This is a genomic window from Rossellomorea marisflavi, assembly GCF_022170785.1.
Taxonomy (GTDB): domain Bacteria; phylum Bacillota; class Bacilli; order Bacillales; family Bacillaceae_B; genus Rossellomorea; species Rossellomorea marisflavi_B.
In genome coordinates, this window is record NZ_CP081870.1 from 2,310,411 (window position 1) to 2,327,272 (window position 16,862).

Genomic DNA, 16,862 nt, shown 5'->3' on the forward strand with positions numbered 1-16,862 from the left:
TCTAATCAAAGACGATCGAGCAGTGGAATGAGACCGGCCAAACGATCAATCTCATAAGTAGGAGTAACCACTTCAGGCGTCTTTTGATGATGATTGATCCAAACGGTCCTGATCCCACATTGATTGGCACCTTTTATATCTGTATTCAGATTATCGCCTACCATGATGGCTTCTTCCTTTTCTATCCCGACTTTCTCGAGGGCAAGCTCAAACATCTCAGGCTCCGGCTTTCCTTTCCCTACTGCCCCCGAAACGATGATTTCCTTGAAGTATGGGACCAATTCAGGCGTCAGCTCAAGCTTGGTCTGCTGCAGATGGGGTGATCCGTTTGTCAAAAGGATCAGTTCATACGAACCTTTCACCTTCTCGAGTACATCAAATGTTTCATCGTATACAAAAGGATGCTTCTTGCGTTCTTCCCTAAAACGTTCGGCAAGTTCTTCTCCTAGACCCTCCACCCTTACACCTTCACGTTCTAGTCCGTTTTTCCAAGCTTCTTCACGATAGCCCGGTGCAATCCGGCTAAGCTTGGTGAAATTCTCGTCATGATTGTCGAAAAAATCCCCCCAAAGACCTTCGAATGGGTTGATCCCGATCATTTGTGTGAATTCATATGTATCATACGAGGCATAAAGCTCCCTAGCAGAATCCCTCACAGAAGATTCCAGCTCATCAGCATCCACTTTCACCTGAGTGGCTGCATACCGGCATGTAGCACTGAATGCTTCGGAAATGCTTTTGGCATCCCATAATAACGTGTCATCCAAATCGAAAAAAATTGCTTTTAACAAAACTCATCCCTTCTCTCCACTTTGTTTTATACTCTTAAGATTACAAGGAGACGCCACATTCGTCTATAATAATCACGAGCATGCGTTTTTTTAAGGTGAAAAAGGGAACATAGTAAGTATACATATCCGTTAGAAGGAGGAATCGACATGTGGATTGTTTATATAAGCATCGCCATCGTGGTGATTGCCATCATCATGCTCGGCGTATCCATTGTCCGAACGTTAAAAACGACTAAACCGGTCATTAATCGTATGAATGAACAAGTGGAAAGCATCCAGGGAAGAATGAATAAACTGACAGACGAATCGTCCCAGCTTAAGGCCACCCAACAGGAAATCCAGAAGGATATCGAGTTCAAGAAGGATAGCATCACGATGACAGTTGAAGAAGCAAAGGATCTTCCACGCTCCATCAAATCATTGTTTAAAAATATGAAGGCTTGAATCCCTCCTCTAGTGAGGGATTTCGTTTTGATTCGTTCGGGTTTACATAATATTATTATGATATATTTGAACGATTGGTTTGCCTCTGATATAGTGGAGTTGCCCCTCCTGGACATTCGCTTGTTGCGGGACACTTAACCATGTACGGACAGGAGGGGCACCTTTACTTGAGTAACCCCTTGGGAATCCACCCCACCCTTCCCTCTTTTTTCACCAGATCGAATCCTGTACATCCTCCATCGACCAACTGCACTCTTTCACCTCTTGTTACACGAAGCAAGGTGCATGACACATCGTCCTTCACGTTATGACCATCTTCCTCTATGTACTCATTTTTAACCCAGAGCATTCTTTCCGTCTTTTTATGCATGCATAGGCTGAAATCCTCTGCCACTTCCAACCGTTCGATCTCATAATCCGGGAACGTGATGCCGGCCGCCTCTTGTTTGCGCGGCATATAATCCCCTTTAACCTCAAAATCAGGAAGATGATCGACATACATGAAGGAGTATGCTCCTGATTTGATGATCAGTGCATTCAATTGTCCGGACGATTTCACGACACATCCATCATCGATGGAGATCATTTTCCTGTCGTGATTGATTAAAGGTGCATGGGAGAAGCCATTTTCGGGGTAATTGACCACGGGCCAATGTCCAACGATGACCTGTTTACCGGCACAGTGATACCCTTCCATGAACGTCCTCTTCGTCAATGCCTCCATCCGGTTTGTTTCCTGCCACTCTTCCCCTGGGTCAATCCCTGCATGTACAAACACATACCTTTCGCTTTCGATGGCGGTGGGAAGTCCTGAAAGCCACTCGATCTGCTTACTGAAGCTATTCACCAGGACAATTTTCATTTCTTCTATTCCCATATCCTCTGAAAACGTCATTCCCTCTTTTTTCATCCACTCATGAAAGAGGGATTTCCCCCGTCGATTCAAGTACCCTATAAGGTCTGGATTCAGGTCCATCAAATCGTCCACCAGCGTATCACAATTCCCCTCAAGTACGTGCACGTTCGGATTCCTAACTGAAAGTTCCATGATGTAATCCACCACCCCACTGCTGTCAGGTCCCTTTTCGCACAAATCCCCGATGAACAACAACCGGTCGTCTCGATGAACCTTTGCCTTTTGCACTAATTCCTTCAAAAGTCCGAGTTCCCCGTGGATATCAGCAATAACGATCACTCTTGCCGTATCAGGGATACTGATTTTCTTTATTTTTTCCATACAGGACACCCTTCATAAGCCTTAATGGCAGCATTCCGACCGTGATTTCTATGGTCATATTACGAACGAAGATGCTTGAGTGCTAGTAAAGTCCGTGTTTGAAGGCAGTATGTGCAAACACATAAAAAGCCAGCCTCCTGAGAGACTGGCTTCCATGTGTGTGTTAAGAGCCACAGTTGCCGTAACGGATTATAAGAAAGTTTTAAACCACCACTCCTCAAAGTGGGTGTTTGCAGAAGGTTTCCTGCCGTCCTCTATCGTGGAGGCATGGCATTCCGACTTCGATATAAAACTCCCTATTACAGCTTAAAGGTTAAAACTTCGTTATGGTTACGTACAACGCAGCCTGTAGATAGTATGATACAACAACGCAGGATTTATTTCAACCCTTGTGCCTGATTACGCGTCGAAGACTTCTACTTTCTCCATTACGTCACCGTTTCTCATCGCTTTTGCGATTTCAAGTCCAGACGTTACTTTACCGAATACAGTGTGGACACCGTTCAGATGTGGTTGAGGCTCATGGACGATGAAGAATTGGCTTCCGCCTGTGTCTTTTCCAGCATGTGCCATAGAAAGAGATCCGGCCTCATGCTTATGAGGGTTGCCTTCAGTTTCGCATTTGATGGTATAGCCAGGACCACCGGTACCTGTGCCGTTCGGGCAGCCTCCTTGACTAACGAAACCAGGAATCACACGGTGGAAAGTCAAACCGTCATAAAATCCTTCTTTCGCAAGCTTTTCGAAGTTCTCCACTGTGCCTGGTGCTTCATTCGGGAAAAGATCGAATTCGATTTTTTCACCTGTTTGAAATTGTATGTATCCTTTTTTCGCCATTATTAACAGCTCCTTTTTTCAAGTGATCAAGCTATATCATACCATTCCGGGGAAGGCATGTCACTTCAAGTGTCCGGTGGATTTTAAGAAACGTTCAGATAGTGGGCATGAATCTCAATGGTCGGTGAATATCCTTAGAAAAAAGGACAACTCTGATTGAGGGAGAGATGCTGGATGATGGAGGAATTATTAAGGGGAATTTCGATTGACCCTCAGCTAACGATATTGGTGCCCGCCTTATGGGTTCTAGGATTTGCATTAAAAAAGACCCCGCATGTGGAGGACTGGTTGATCATCTGGATCCTCCTCTTATGCGGGGTGCTCGCCAGCGGCTGGAAGCTCGGGTTTGACTTCAACGGCATTGCCAACGGGTTCATTGCAACTGGTGCAGCCATCACAACACATCAGTCATTCAAACAAACCTTTTTCTCCAGGGTCGCTGATCGCGGACGGAGAGAAAAGAAATGATTGTCAGAGTGCATAGCACTCTATTTTTTTTGAAGGACCCCTATGAACTCCCTCATATAGTCGGGAAGATCCGGTGGACGTCTACTTGAGATGATGTGTCCATCAACGACCACGGGCTCATCGAACCACTTGGCACCAGCATTCTCCATATCATCCTTGATTCCCGGGGTACTGGTGACGTTCACACCGTCCAGGATCTTAGCGGATATAAGGACCCAACCAGCGTGACAGATCTGTCCGATCGGTTTCTTTGATTGATCCATTTCTTTAATCAGCGACAGGATGGAGTCGTATCTTCTCAGCTTATCAGGAGACCAGCCTCCGGGGACAAGGATGGCGTCGTACTCATCAGCATCCACTTCATGGAAACTGTGGTCCGATGTGATAGGGACACCGTACTTACCCGTATACGTTTTGTTTTTTTCCTCTCCGGCAATATGGACGACTGCCCCTTCTTCCCTTAAACGAAGGACAGGATACCATAATTCCAGATCTTCAAAATCGTCGCTTACAAGTTGCAGCACTTGCTTACCTGTTAAACTCATCGTAACACCTCACAAAAAATAGTTTCATGTACATTGTCGATCATTCCGTTCATTGTTGCAACTTCAGCGCTCAAGGACTTTGATCAAGGCCTGTGTCCCGCTCTCACCTTCATCAAGAGCAGCCAGTTCCTCATAAAGGCTTAGAGCAAGCTCCAGCCCCGGTGTGCGCATGTCCATTTCAGAAGCAGAATCAAGGGCTATCTTCAAATCCTTAATAAAATGCTTTACATAGAAGCCGGGTGCAAAGTCCCCCTTTATCATCCGGGGAACAAGGTTGCTCAGAGACCAGCTTCCTGCTGCACCGGTCGTGATACTACTGAGGACCTTATCGGGGTCGAGTCCCGATTTTTTTGCGTACAACAATGCTTCGCTCACCCCGATCATATTCGAGGCGATGGTGATCTGGTTGCACATTTTCGTGTGCTGACCCGCACCAGCACTCCCTTGGAGGACCACATTCGATCCCAGGATTTCAAAGATCGCCCGTACGGATTCAAACGTGTCCTCATCTCCTCCCACCATGATGGATAAGCTACCGTTTTTGGCGCCGATATCACCTCCGGAAACGGGTGCGTCCAAACTATGTATTCCACGTGTTTTCGCTTCTATGAAAATGGTCTCCGCAAGCTTTGGTGAAGAGGTGGTAAAGTCGATGGCAATGGTTCCTTCCTTCATGTTATCAAGGATGGCTCCACTGCCGAGGTAAAGCTCCTCCACATCAGATGGATATCCTACCATCGTCATCACAATGTCGGCTTCCTTGGCGACCCCTGCTGGATTGTCAGCCCAAATCGCTCCTTCTTCCAGGAGATCTTTCGCCTTGGAACGCGTTCTTGTATAAATGAGCACCTCATAGCCTTCATTCAACAGATGGCGTGCCATGCTTTTTCCCATAACGCCTGTCCCGATGAACCCGATTTTTTGATTTTTCATCTTCTATCTCTCCCTTCACTGTTCCTGCTAATATTTTCTTTCAAAACCATGCTTTTGTCCATTGCTGACGTTTAACTTTATGAGTCAGGGGAAAAGATACCCCAAACAAGATAAACCCCAAGGAGGAGATCGATGATGAAAATCAACAAAACATTTCTCGTAGGAGCAACCGTGACGGCCGGATCCATCGGATGGCTGCTTTCATCCAAGGAAAAACGGAATCAACTTCATAATATCAGGCACGGGATCGTTACAAAAATCAAGAAGAAGAGCCGCGACATCGTTGATAAGGGCGGGGTCCCCCACCCTCAGAATGTCGAAGACAACAAGATGGTGAGTGAGGGCGCGATGACGTCCGTACAGTATTTTAACGAAACCAAACAGGATTGATCCATCCCCGGGGCAAACCCTCGGGGATTTTTTCATCTTTCAGCCCGATACACATAAAAGTTTCACCAATTTGTCTTATAATGGGTAAGTAGGAATGTGCTATAAGGAGAGATGTTTGATGAAACGATGGAAGATCCTTATCGTGGACGATGAGGCACCGATGAGAAAACTGATTAAGCTTTATTTACATAAAGAACACTATGATTGCTTTGAAGCAGAAAACGGAATCGAGGCGCTTTCGCTTTTGAAGGAGAACCCGATCGATATGTTGATCGTCGACATCATGATGCCTTTTATGGACGGATATGAACTCCTTTCAGAGGTACGGAAGACGAGCGAAGTTCCTTTTATCTTCCTTTCTGCCAAAGGGGACGATATGGATAAAGTGAAGGGACTGAAGCTCGGCGGAGACGACTATATGGTCAAGCCCTTCCATGCAGAAGAACTTCTGGCAAGGGTGGAAGGGATCCTCAGGAGGTCATACGGCCTGAAGGTGAACAATCATGCCATGTCGGAAACCTATGGTCCCGTCTCCTTCAATCTGGCATCCAGAACCGTCACGGTGGAAGAACTATCCCCCCGTCTCACTCTCAAAGAATATGAGCTCTTTTTGTACCTCGCCCGCAATGAAGGCCGCGTCTACAAACGGGATCAGCTTCTCGACAAAATCTGGGGCAGTGATTATGAGGGGAGCGACAGGACCGTGGACACCCACATCAAGACACTGAGATTAAAGCTGAAGGACCATGGAATGATGATCAAAACCGTTTGGGGACTTGGATATAAATTCGAGGCAAGACCTTGAAAAAGCGCTCTTGGACACTGAATAAAAAGGTTTCCATGCTTCTCCTTCTTAGTCTCCTTTTCACCATTCTGTTTTCCTTCCTTTTCATGCATTTTCTTTATAAGGACCTGTATATCGGGACGATGAAGGAATCGATCCTCTATCAAGGGGAACGGACGACGGCTCATTATCACTACGGTGAAGTCAGTGGGGATATCAAAGATAAGATCCTCTGGTACAACGTCATCTCCCCCTATAAGGTGGATGTGGTGGACAACCTCCATGATTTAAAGGAGAACTTCCCCTACAAGGTGGATGGAAAGCCCCTTCTATCCAAGGAAGATACCGATCTTCTTGATCAGGGGCAACATGTCTTGAAAGAGGGGTACGTAAAGGAATTTGATCGGAATATCGTCGGGGCCGTTTTTCCCCTCATGAATGAAGAACGTCATATGGGCTATATCTACATCTACATCCCTTTGGCCGAGATGACTGAAGTGTTCCAAAAAGGGATCCCGATTCTCGTGTTGGCAGGAACAATGTTCTACTTCCTATTGTTTGTCATCATCCAGTCGACCCTCGGGTCGCTCTTCAAACCAGTCAAAGAGATGAAAGCATTCTCCAACAGAGTCGCAAACGGGGACTTCTCCCAAAGACTCGATGTGTCGAGGAATGATGAAATGAGCGAACTCGGGCGGACCTTCAATCATATGGTCGACTCCCTTGAAAACCAAGAAGAGCGGAAAAGACAGTTCTTATCGAATGTCGCACACGAGCTCAGGACCCCCCTCACCTATATCGGAGGATACACAGCTGTTCTCATGGATAAAGTCCATACGGATCCGGACGATGCGGAGGAAAGCTTAAAATTGATACAGAAAGAAAGCATCCGGATGCAGAAGCTGATCAATGAACTTCTTGAACTCAATAAATTGGAGGATTCATCCTCTCACCTGGAATTCGAACCGATTGTCCTCTCAGAGCTGCTGTCCGACACACTTTCTCTCGTCCAGCCCCATGCACGCGAGAAGGATCTTGTGCTGGAGAGATCTTTGGACGAAGAAACGATCATCAATGGAGATCCCGATCGGATCCGCCAGGTTGTCTATAATGTATTGGATAATGCCATCAAGTACTCAAAGCCTCAAGGGAAAATCATCCTGCGCTCGTCAAGGCAAGGAGATGAAGCCCTCATCACCATACGTGATCATGGAATCGGCATCCCTTCATCCTCCATTCCGAGAATTGGGGAGCGATTCTATCGTTCCGACCTCTCACGCACGCGAAACTCTGGCGGCTATGGTCTCGGCCTCTCGATTGCCAAAGAGATCCTTCACCGCCACGGCGGCTCTCTGCAAATAGAGAGTGAGGAAGGATCGGGAACGACGGTGACGGTAAGGATCCCTTTATTGAAGCTTTGAATTCAATGGCTCGCCATTGAACATGTTCCTTCGAAAAGGATAGACTGATAAAATGCCTGGATTTAGCGGAAAAACACTATGTTTCTTAAATCCAACAAGCTGCCGGTATCCGGCAGCTTGTTTTTTGAATTCTGTTCTATGGTGTCCTTGGAGCTATAGTGTTTATAAACAGGGATTCAAACATGTCGATCGGTACGGTTGCGGCTTTTTTATGTCGGTATGTTAAAAAACAAATTCTGTTTCGAGTGATATTTTCTCTGTTTAAATGGTTTATTCTACACTAATATGTAAAGGTATAGGTCCGTTTCTTTCCGCTGCAGGCGCTTGCTTTCCTGCGGGGAGGGTGTCGAGCCCCTTCCGCTTCAATTCACTCTGTGGTTTTAATGCCCTTATGAGTGGTAATTGATCAGGATTCGAATAATCACCATTCAAGGTGACCGGTTTTTTAAGATAGCACTAGTCTAATATGCCTGGCAGCAAAGATGCTTGTTCTTCACACGTGTGCAAAAGGCATAGGAGCGTTCCTTATCGCTGCAGGCGCTTGCTTTCCTGCGGGGAGGGCGTCGAGCCTCCTCCTTTTCCGCTGGAGTCAATCGCCTTACGCTTCAATTCACTCTGTGGTTTTAATCAAGGTGATATTCGATTTGACTATAGAGTCATTCATTTGAACTTTAGCCTGACCTGATAAACAGTATTGCTACCTCTACTCACCATCATAATGAAATGATCTTTCCCATTAACATTAGCTACCACCTCTTGAAAAGCACACAGTGCAGCAAAAACCTCACGACTCTTAAGGAATAATCCGCAGAGTGAAACCACGCAAGAGCAGCTGAAGCGGCTCACCGTCCCCCCCCCCGCTGGAAAGCGGTTGGCCAAAGCGGAACGGAACGACCCTTTTCCCTCCAAACCTAATAAAGTGATAGATTACCAGATAGCAATCACTCATCCTGATGCACTCAGTGCAGTGTAGCGGAGGCCACCCGACTCCTATGGGAAAGGCGGGCAGGGTGAGAGACCCTGCAGGCTTGCCGAAGCGGCTCACCGCACGCCCCATGGAAAGCGGGTGGCCGCAGCGAAACGGAACGACCCCTCCTCCCCTCCATCCCTAATCAAAAGGAAACAACATGCTTGATCCCCCACTTAAAAAATCCATACATTATGTTTACAAATAAGCAACGCACTTACGACTTATTTCGAACTACACTTAATACAGCTTTAGCGAACTCTTCTTCAGACAACGCACCCTTTCGAACCAGTCCTGAGTGCTGACCTTCTATAATCTAACCTTCCATTTGTTAAGAAGTCTTTGCCTGTTGCATGACCTTATTCATAGATTCCCCCATCAAATCTCACTCTACGTTTCCTAGGAACAGCCAGCCCTTTTTCTACATCCCTTGTCATTTCCATTCCTCCCCCTGCAAAAAGATTGCTATTGAATAACATCTGCACATATCTTTTCCTAGGGGATCATGCATGAAACATTCATCAATGACAAATGAAAAAACATGGCCAAATCAAAAATCGATTTGGCCATGTTCTTCATTCTTCTACAGGTGAGAAAAGGATCAGCTGAACCAACCTTTTATGGACTTGAAGAAGTTCCCGATGGCTTCAATCAGTCCTGAGAAGAAGTCGGATATCTTCTGCCCGAGTCCTTCATCCTGCACAATATCCTTGATCTTAGATTGGATGTCTTTCGTCAGATCCTCAAGCTGCTGCTGGACATTATCGAAGTTGATATCAAGAGAACGCATCTTTTCAAACAAATCGATGAGAAGTTGACGATCCTCAGGAGATAACTCGATTTTCAATGTTTTCAGCTTTTCCTCGACAATCTGCTCCACTTCTTCTTTTGTCGCAGGGTTTTGTTCCGCGATTTCTTTTTTGATTTCAGTCAGGAGCTGACTGATTTCTTCTTTATCCACACCAGAATCCTTTGCGATTTCAGTTGCGACATTCAGTTCTTCGTTGGCTACTTCCATGCGGACGGTGTCCAGTTCTTCCCCGCTCTCGTCGTAGGCCTTATAAATACCTACCAGGGCAGAATGACCACTTACCTTCACTGGAGATGCAACTTCTACGACCGCATTTTCTACCCCAGCAGTTAACAGGGCGTTAGCGTACATCGTATCCGTCACCTCGGTGATGTTGGACGGAGTGACAATTTCCACATTCAATCCTTCACCCTTTTCAACACGGGTGATCTTTGCAGAAGAAAACATTCGGGCATTGCGGTTTTCCCCTTCGATGTACTTGACAAGATCGTCTCCGTTGGCGACGAACTCCTCCACATCTGTGTCAGCATCGATCCCTAGTTCCCGTTGAACCTCTTTTTTCTGGTCGGCTGTCAGTGTTTCCCCGTACACAACGATCGGCACACCGAATTTCTCGTTAATACTATCTTTGTCCTTGGAATTATCGGAAGCAAATGCACTCGTCTGTACCGTAGTCATCATCAGGGCAGCTGTTACAAACATTATGAATTTCTTTTTCATGCTCATTCTCCTCTTATCATTTCGCTCCGTCACTCCATGCTTCCCCCTTGTGCATGGGTGACTCTTACTATAAGACGTGTTCCCCCTCCATGAGGTTACAGGAACTTTCAACATTATAGCATATCTGATCCGGAAGAATGATGGCGATTAGATTAAATAGAATCCCGTTTGTCTCTTTGCCATATACTCGGCCTTCCCGCGGATGACGCCAACGGGTTCTTCGAGATAGATCGGCACCTCCTGCCCCCACTCCGGGATATAGTCCCTGCAGTTGAATTCCAGTGCATACAGCGTCTGGTCGGTCACTGGGAGCTCTCCTTTGATCGGAACAGGTCCTTGGAGATCGTATAGTCCAATCAAGGCACCGGCTTCATGACAGTGAACCCCTATAGGATGTGTGTAGATCATGCCGTTCAGTTCCTCTTCATCCATTCTTGCCATGGATCTCCGGAAGACGTCATTCCCTGGTACACCGGGTTTCAATTCTTCCATGATGATGTCTTCCATTCTCAGAGCCTTGTTGAAGGCAGAGATAAGTCCCTGGGGCGGCTGTTCTTCATCCGGGAATAAAACATATGCCAGCTGCTGCGTATCTGTGGCAAGGCCGAGATATTCGATTCCAAAATCGAGGTGGACGATATCTCCCGGCCTGATGATCTCACCTTCAATCCGGTCCATGGCAGCTCCCTTCCTCTGCAGATCCACCGTAGGATAAAAGGACGTCTTCAATCCGAGATCCAGCACCTTTTGACGGATCCACTCCACCACATCATCGGTCGTTGTGATACCGGGATGGATGACACTTCTGGAAAGGGCGGATTCTGCGATTTCCCTCGCGGATTCTGCGATGAAAGGATAGGCAGTCAGTTCCTTTTGGGAACGGGTTGAATACCATTCGATCAAAAGAGGTTCCGCTGAGATGAATCGATCGGTAAATCCAGGAACCAGATATGCTAGCTTGGAGTGGAGGGTATGGGTGAGACCATCACATGATGCAAACCCCTCGGAAGTATTCAGAGCAATCGTCGCGGGATCTTTCTCCTTGATCAACCTGACCAGGCACTCCCATTGATCTTCGGTTGCAGGATTCCACACCCGCTCATAAAAAGGCTCAAATTCGGGATTGGTATGAATGACAGAACGCTTCAGGATTCCACCTTCCAAAGTAAAGACCAGGATCGTCAACCTCCTGGAGCTATCGACGGCAGAAGGAAATAATGTGAGAAGGGCCGGATCTTCATGGTACTCCCTCCCGATTGTGATCCACATCCCGACACCATGCTTTTTCATCAAAGTGGGAAGCAGCGTATTCAAACGGTGGAAAAGCCATCTATTTGTGATTTCTTCCCTCTTTCTCAATGGAAGGAAATGTGAAGTCATTTCGTTCATCTATATCTCCCCTTTATCTTATGATTAAGTCTACATCGCATAGGATTCTACACATTTCGGCAAAATCCTCCTTTATGCCGTTCCAATCACCCAGAAAATAGGACGTCAATATAAAACTGACCACCCTCCCGGATCGAAATACCCAAGAAAAAATATAATTATAGGAATATTCAAAACGTTTGTTCTCCATTTATGATACCATTCTAATACATCACCAGAACCTGCATCATTGAGGGAAAGAGGAGCTGATCAAATGACCATCGGTTCTAAAATCCGCTTTCATCGACAGAAGCGTCAACTGACCCAGGAAGAATTATCAAAGGGGATTTTATCCGTTTCCTATCTTTCGAAAATCGAAAACAATTCCATTTCCCCTTCACAGGAAATCATCGAACTCCTTTGTGAACGACTGGGAATCTCCAATCTGATGGATGACCATCGCGTCGTCCTGAACAAACTGGAGAAATGGAATCGTCTGCTTTTATGGAATTCATTAGCGGAAGCAGACGAAATGAAGGCGTCTATCAAATTACAATTGGAGAACGTAGACGAACTCACACCCCATCTCTACTATCAGATCCTTTGTTTCCGAGCCGATCTGATCCATCTCGACCTTAAAGCAGCACTTGCCCGATTAAACGCGATCCATAAGAGCTATACGGATATGACGGACCTATTGAAATTCTACTTCCATAAGTATCGGGGAAACTACTATTATCTACTGAACGAATACAGCAAGGCGGAGAATGAACTGAAAGAAGCCGAAACCTTCTATGTTACAGGGAACGTGGTGAACGAAGAAGAAAGGGCCGATTTGTATTACCTGTCAAGCCTGGTCAAGACCCGCTTGAATCACTTTCGCCTCGCCCTGTACTATGGTGAAAAAGCACTGAACATCTTTCAAAGCGTCTATTTCCAGAAACGATGCGCAGAGGTCCACCTGCTTCTCGGGATATGCTACAGGCGGATTGGATCCCTGGATGAGGCCAATAAGCATTATGAATGGGCCGGATATATTTCTGAAACCATCCGCTATACCCGTCTAAGGTCCAAGGTGGAACAGAACCTTGGATATATGAAGTCCCTATCCGGTGATAGCCAAGAGGCCATCCGTCACTTTTTGAGGAGCATCGATCTGAAAGGGACAGATGCGGAAGGTCAGCTGTATTCCATCCTCTCCCTCGTTAAGGAATATCATAAATTGAATCAGCAAAGGGAAATGACAGAGTGGCTGGATCGCGGCCTGGGCCTCTGCGGACGGGATCATCATCCTGCTAAATATTACGAGCTATGTTATTACCGGTATGCGTCGGAGGGATTCAGGGATGGGTTCGAGCCATTTATGAGGGATCAAGCCCTTCCGTTTTTCCATCGCCACGATATGAAGATTTTATATGCGACGTATTCTACACTTCTTGGTCAATATTACCAAGGGATGAGGAAATATAAAAATGCCGCCTTTTATTTCAAAGAAGCCAATGACATCTATGAACAGATGGTATCTTTTTAGGAGGTGAGAATATGAAGAAAGTGACATCCACCATCATCGCGATCTGTCTGACATCCATGGCATTGACTGCAGTGGTCATCAACCAGATCAACGAAGAGGAATTTCCACCATTCAGCGTCAAACAATAAACGTTCATGAAATCCGTACCGGTGGACCCGGTGCGGATTTTCATTTTTGATGAAATTTTCTGAAGAAAAAGATATAGTAAGGAGGAGACATACATAAGGGGGAATCAACGTGAATCAAGAATTTCAGCAAAAACTGGAGAACTATGCAGAGCTGCTCATCAAAGTAGGACTTAACCTGCAGAAAGGTCAACATTTGAGCATACAGGCACCGCTGTCCACGGCTTCTTTCGTGAAGATTGTCGCACGGAAAGCTTTTGAAGCGGGAGCGGCCATCGTCCTTCCCGATTTTTATGATGAAGAATTCAAAAAAATCCGGATTGAACATTCAAGTGAAGAGTACCTAGGTGTATATCCGGATTGGAAAGCAAAAGGGATGATTGAGTTTGCTGAACAAAACGGCGCCCTCCTCAACTTGATTGCACCCAACCCGTCAATCTTAAAAGACAGTGACCCTGCCAAGGTGGCCGCATTGAATAAAGCGGCAGCCATTGCCACAAAAGATTTCTCGGCTTATATAGGAGGAGGGAAAATCAACTGGCTCATCGCTGCCCACCCGTCCGATGAATGGGCAGAAAGTGTTTTCCCCGGGCTTGACAAAGAAGAGGCCTTGGATGAATTATGGAAGAATATCTTCTACACGACACGGGCGGATCAAGATGATACCGTCGGCCTTTGGAAGGAGCATATCGCCTCTTTGAACACCCATGCCGACCGATTGAACAGTCAAGATCTCAGACTGCTTCATTATAAAGGGCCGGGAACGGATCTAACAATCGAACTCCATCCGGAAACCCAGTGGCTCAGCGCAGAGTTTACGAGCGACACAGGAACCAAGTTCGTGCCAAATCTACCGACTGAAGAGGTCTTTACCATTCCAGTGAAAGACGGCGTCAATGGTATCGTCTCGAGTACGAAGCCCCTGAACTATGGCGGGACGATCATCAAAGACTTCAGCTTAACGTTCAAGGATGGTAAAGTGGTGGACTTCTCAGCTGAAGAAGGGTATGAAACGCTCAAGAACCTTCTTGACCTAGATGATGGGGCCAGACACCTCGGTGAAGTCGCCTTGGTTCCCCATGACTCACCGATTTCAAATACAAACATTATTTTTAACAATACCCTCTTTGATGAAAATGCTTCCTGCCATCTTGCGCTTGGCAGGGCCCTGCAGGTTTGCGTGAAAGACGGGAACGGCCGCTCCGAAGATGAGCTCGCTGACATCGGCTTCAATCAAAGCGGCACTCACGTCGATTTTATGATTGGTTCAAGTGAACTATCCATTGTAGGCACAATGGCTGACGGCACCCAAGTCAGCATATTTGAAAAGGGAGATTGGGCAGAGTAAGTCCTCAAGTTCTGTCCTGTACAGAAAACACTTCAAAAACCAAGAGTCTGGGACAAATGTGATTTAGTCATAGCAAAACCCGAATTAAACTGCCAATGAAAAGGCAATTTAATTCGGGTTTTTAGTATGTACTTGTTCCAGCGATTGATTGAAGTTTAAAAGGCTCCTGCGGCAAGAGTAGCTGATGTAAGACCCCGCAGGCTTGAAGAAGACTCTTACGGGCTTCCCGCGAAAAGCGGAGTCATGCACGGAAATGCGGTAAAAAGGATTTTGTTACTCTTAAAATGGCCCCTTCTACCTTTGTCCCAATCATATTGCTTTGTACCTACCGTCTTATTCTTCCACAAATGGATTGGTCACCTTCCATCCGATTCCCTCGAATAATGATTTCAGCATCCATACATGGTCTCCACCTACCAGAAGCAACAGGCGGTCCCCATCCTTGTACACATCGATTACATTCTTGAAGATCATCAGTTCCCTCTCGTTCCACTTTCGTAAGAAATCATAACCGATCTGATTTTCGCCCTCCTTCACCACGATGAATGATAAGTACATGTTTTCCATTTCGTTTACGATTTTTGCATCATTCAGATCTTTGTAGGACGTCATCAAAGGAATATCCGGACTAACTTCCGGGGAGCATTCACCGACTCTTTGCACGGTACGGACAATATCCGGGTAGGAATCTTGAATCGTCGTATTGAGCGCCACCATATCTCCTTCTGTAATCCCTCCTGCCCAGTTCACAGCATATACTTTATCATGACCGGCCTGCCTTGCCAGCCTGAAACCGATCTGTTGAATTTCATCCATGGAATCATTCCATCGACATTCTGAATATAGCTCATTTAGTTCAGGCTCCTTTGAGGCTTCCCATTCCAGCGCAATTTTCGTCGGTTTGAAATGAGACAGGTGCTCTACTAACTCGTTGATTTCCACTTCTTTTCGGGCGATTATAGCTGCATCTTGTTCAAAATGGAATGTTCCTACGAGGATGATTTCTTTTTCCATGCCCTCTCCCCCCTTCTTTTATATAGCACCGGCATCCAGTACGACTTCCAGCTTCACCATTCTTCTCAAATGAAAACTGGAAAACGGATTCATTCCAATACTCCTCTATATTACCAATAATTACATCCATTATGACAAATAAATTTCTTTTATAACATATTCAAGACTTCTCATATGGCTTACAATAAGGATATACCTTTTAAAGGGAGAGAAATGACATGTCTTTTAAATCCAAGCGGGTCTACATATGGAGCATCGCTCTCTGTTTTGTTTTCCTTATCGCATATACCCTTTTTGAATCTCAGGACGTTGAGTCCAGTGAACAGCCTCTCACGGTCGAACAACAATACCCCACCGTGTTTGTCCATGGCTATAAGGGCACCCATAATTCGTTCAGAACCATGCTTGAACGCTTCCAAGACGATCATGGATGGGGACAGAAATTCCTGGAGATCTACGTGAGGCGGGACGGCAGTGTTGAACACACAGGAGAACTCCCCGATGACCCAATCTCCACACCATTCGTACAGGTAATCTTCGAAGATAACCGTGCCTCATTGGAGAAGCAGGCAGTCTGGCTCGAAAACGCCATGAAGTTCCTGCATCATGAGTATGGCGTGGAGAAAATCAATATCGTCAGTCACTCCATGGGGGGGCTCGCTTCTACTGTGTACCTTGAACAGACAAGTGATAATCCCTTCGTGCCTCAGACAGAACGGTTCATCACGATTGCCACACCATTTCAGGGAGTTACAAAGTCATCTTATGCCCAAATCAACACCGGTGAGGCTGTGATCGATCTCAAACCGGGATCAGATGCCCTTCAGCATATGGTTCAAGATGCACACCAGCTTCCTGAAGGATTGAAGATCCTATCCATCGGAGGTAGTGGAGACGGAGTGGTCAACACCAAAAGTGCTACGTCCAGCAAAGAGATCTTCACAGGTCAAAATGTTCAAACCACCATCGTATACGATAACAGCATCACCCACAGCGGGATGCATGAAACGTTGAAAGTCGATAAGCTCATCGGGGAATTCCTTTGGGATCAGTGACATCCATCCATCGGTGGATGTCTTTTTTTATACTCCTCCCCCTTCCCAATCCCTTGCACCACAAGAGATTAAC

At 46.2% G+C, this 16,862-nt stretch carries 16 protein-coding genes and 1 other RNA gene; 8 read left to right on the top strand and 9 right to left on the bottom strand.

The window, feature by feature from the left end; all coding sequences use genetic code 11:
* Positions 1 to 5 precede the first annotated feature (5 nt).
* Complete coding sequence (locus tag K6T23_RS12080; protein WP_238281172.1) at positions 6 to 791, bottom strand: HAD family hydrolase; 786 nt, start codon at positions 789 to 791, stop codon at positions 6 to 8.
* A gap of 147 nt (positions 792 to 938) precedes the next feature.
* Here K6T23_RS12080 and K6T23_RS12085 point away from each other — a divergent pair, with 147 nt between their 5' ends.
* The gene (locus K6T23_RS12085) at positions 939 to 1,235 is read left to right on the top strand and encodes a DUF948 domain-containing protein (protein ID WP_238281173.1); all 297 of its coding nucleotides are present in this window, start codon (positions 939 to 941) and stop codon (positions 1,233 to 1,235) included.
* A gap of 163 nt (positions 1,236 to 1,398) precedes the next feature.
* On the opposite strand, the gene K6T23_RS12090 is transcribed toward K6T23_RS12085, so the two are convergent.
* The 3 genes from K6T23_RS12090 to K6T23_RS12100 form a co-directional block, all read right to left on the bottom strand.
* Positions 1,399 to 2,472, bottom strand: coding sequence for a metallophosphoesterase (locus tag K6T23_RS12090; protein ID WP_238281174.1), 1,074 nt, complete (start codon positions 2,470 to 2,472; stop codon positions 1,399 to 1,401).
* A 163-nt stretch (positions 2,473 to 2,635) separates the two neighbouring features.
* A non-coding RNA gene (gene ssrS, locus K6T23_RS12095) (6S RNA) lies at positions 2,636 to 2,823 on the bottom strand.
* Positions 2,824 to 2,871: 48 nt separating this feature from the next.
* Positions 2,872 to 3,309 carry a peptidylprolyl isomerase gene (locus tag K6T23_RS12100; RefSeq protein WP_048003744.1) on the bottom strand — a complete coding sequence of 146 codons (438 nt, stop codon included), beginning with the start codon at positions 3,307 to 3,309 and terminating at the stop codon, positions 2,872 to 2,874.
* A 174-nt stretch (positions 3,310 to 3,483) separates the two neighbouring features.
* Between K6T23_RS12100 and K6T23_RS12105 the strand changes: the two genes are divergently transcribed.
* Entirely contained in the window at positions 3,484 to 3,777 is a 294-nt protein-coding gene (locus tag K6T23_RS12105) for a phage holin family protein (RefSeq protein WP_235563547.1), read from the top strand.
* Positions 3,778 to 3,797: 20 nt separating this feature from the next.
* On the opposite strand, the gene K6T23_RS12110 is transcribed toward K6T23_RS12105, so the two are convergent.
* Together K6T23_RS12110 and K6T23_RS12115 are read right to left on the bottom strand one after the other, a co-directional pair.
* Positions 3,798 to 4,322, bottom strand: coding sequence for a type 1 glutamine amidotransferase domain-containing protein (locus K6T23_RS12110; RefSeq protein WP_238281175.1), 525 nt, complete (start codon positions 4,320 to 4,322; stop codon positions 3,798 to 3,800).
* A gap of 63 nt (positions 4,323 to 4,385) precedes the next feature.
* The gene (locus K6T23_RS12115) at positions 4,386 to 5,255 is read right to left on the bottom strand and encodes an NAD(P)-dependent oxidoreductase (RefSeq protein ID WP_238281176.1); all 870 of its coding nucleotides are present in this window, start codon (positions 5,253 to 5,255) and stop codon (positions 4,386 to 4,388) included.
* A 132-nt stretch (positions 5,256 to 5,387) separates the two neighbouring features.
* Between K6T23_RS12115 and K6T23_RS12120 the strand changes: the two genes are divergently transcribed.
* The 3 genes from K6T23_RS12120 to K6T23_RS12130 all read left to right on the top strand — a co-directional run bounded on the left by K6T23_RS12120 (position 5,388) and on the right by K6T23_RS12130 (position 7,850).
* Complete coding sequence (locus K6T23_RS12120; protein ID WP_056536270.1) at positions 5,388 to 5,645, top strand: hypothetical protein; 258 nt, start codon at positions 5,388 to 5,390, stop codon at positions 5,643 to 5,645.
* 118 nt (positions 5,646 to 5,763) lie between these two features.
* On the top strand, positions 5,764 to 6,450 hold the full coding sequence (locus K6T23_RS12125) for a response regulator transcription factor (RefSeq protein ID WP_238281177.1): 687 nt from the start codon (positions 5,764 to 5,766) through the stop codon (positions 6,448 to 6,450).
* Positions 6,447 to 7,850, top strand: coding sequence for a sensor histidine kinase (locus K6T23_RS12130; RefSeq protein WP_056536267.1), 1,404 nt, complete (start codon positions 6,447 to 6,449; stop codon positions 7,848 to 7,850). Before K6T23_RS12125 ends, K6T23_RS12130 begins: the two co-directional genes overlap by 4 nt.
* A 1,568-nt stretch (positions 7,851 to 9,418) precedes the next feature.
* Here K6T23_RS12130 and K6T23_RS12135 read toward each other — a convergent pair.
* On the bottom strand, positions 9,419 to 10,348 hold the full coding sequence (locus tag K6T23_RS12135; protein WP_079516161.1) for a DUF1002 domain-containing protein: 930 nt from the start codon (positions 10,346 to 10,348) through the stop codon (positions 9,419 to 9,421).
* 147 nt (positions 10,349 to 10,495) lie between these two features.
* Positions 10,496 to 11,737, bottom strand: coding sequence for a M24 family metallopeptidase (locus K6T23_RS12140; protein ID WP_148984310.1), 1,242 nt, complete (start codon positions 11,735 to 11,737; stop codon positions 10,496 to 10,498).
* Between the two features lie 253 nt (positions 11,738 to 11,990).
* On the opposite strand from K6T23_RS12140, the gene K6T23_RS12145 reads away from it, so the two are divergent.
* Together K6T23_RS12145 and K6T23_RS12150 are read left to right on the top strand one after the other, a co-directional pair.
* Positions 11,991 to 13,247 carry a helix-turn-helix transcriptional regulator gene (locus K6T23_RS12145; RefSeq protein WP_079516163.1) on the top strand — a complete coding sequence of 419 codons (1,257 nt, stop codon included), beginning with the start codon at positions 11,991 to 11,993 and terminating at the stop codon, positions 13,245 to 13,247.
* A 237-nt stretch (positions 13,248 to 13,484) separates the two neighbouring features.
* Entirely contained in the window at positions 13,485 to 14,720 is a 1,236-nt protein-coding gene (locus tag K6T23_RS12150; protein ID WP_056536255.1) for an aminopeptidase, read from the top strand.
* A 333-nt stretch (positions 14,721 to 15,053) separates the two neighbouring features.
* Here K6T23_RS12150 and K6T23_RS12155 read toward each other — a convergent pair whose 3' ends face one another.
* Complete coding sequence (locus tag K6T23_RS12155; protein WP_238281178.1) at positions 15,054 to 15,734, bottom strand: DUF5694 domain-containing protein; 681 nt, start codon at positions 15,732 to 15,734, stop codon at positions 15,054 to 15,056.
* Positions 15,735 to 15,952: 218 nt separating this feature from the next.
* On the opposite strand from K6T23_RS12155, the gene K6T23_RS12160 reads away from it, so the two are divergent.
* Positions 15,953 to 16,789 carry an alpha/beta hydrolase gene (locus K6T23_RS12160; protein ID WP_238281179.1) on the top strand — a complete coding sequence of 279 codons (837 nt, stop codon included), beginning with the start codon at positions 15,953 to 15,955 and terminating at the stop codon, positions 16,787 to 16,789.
* Positions 16,790 to 16,862: the final 73 nt, after the last annotated feature.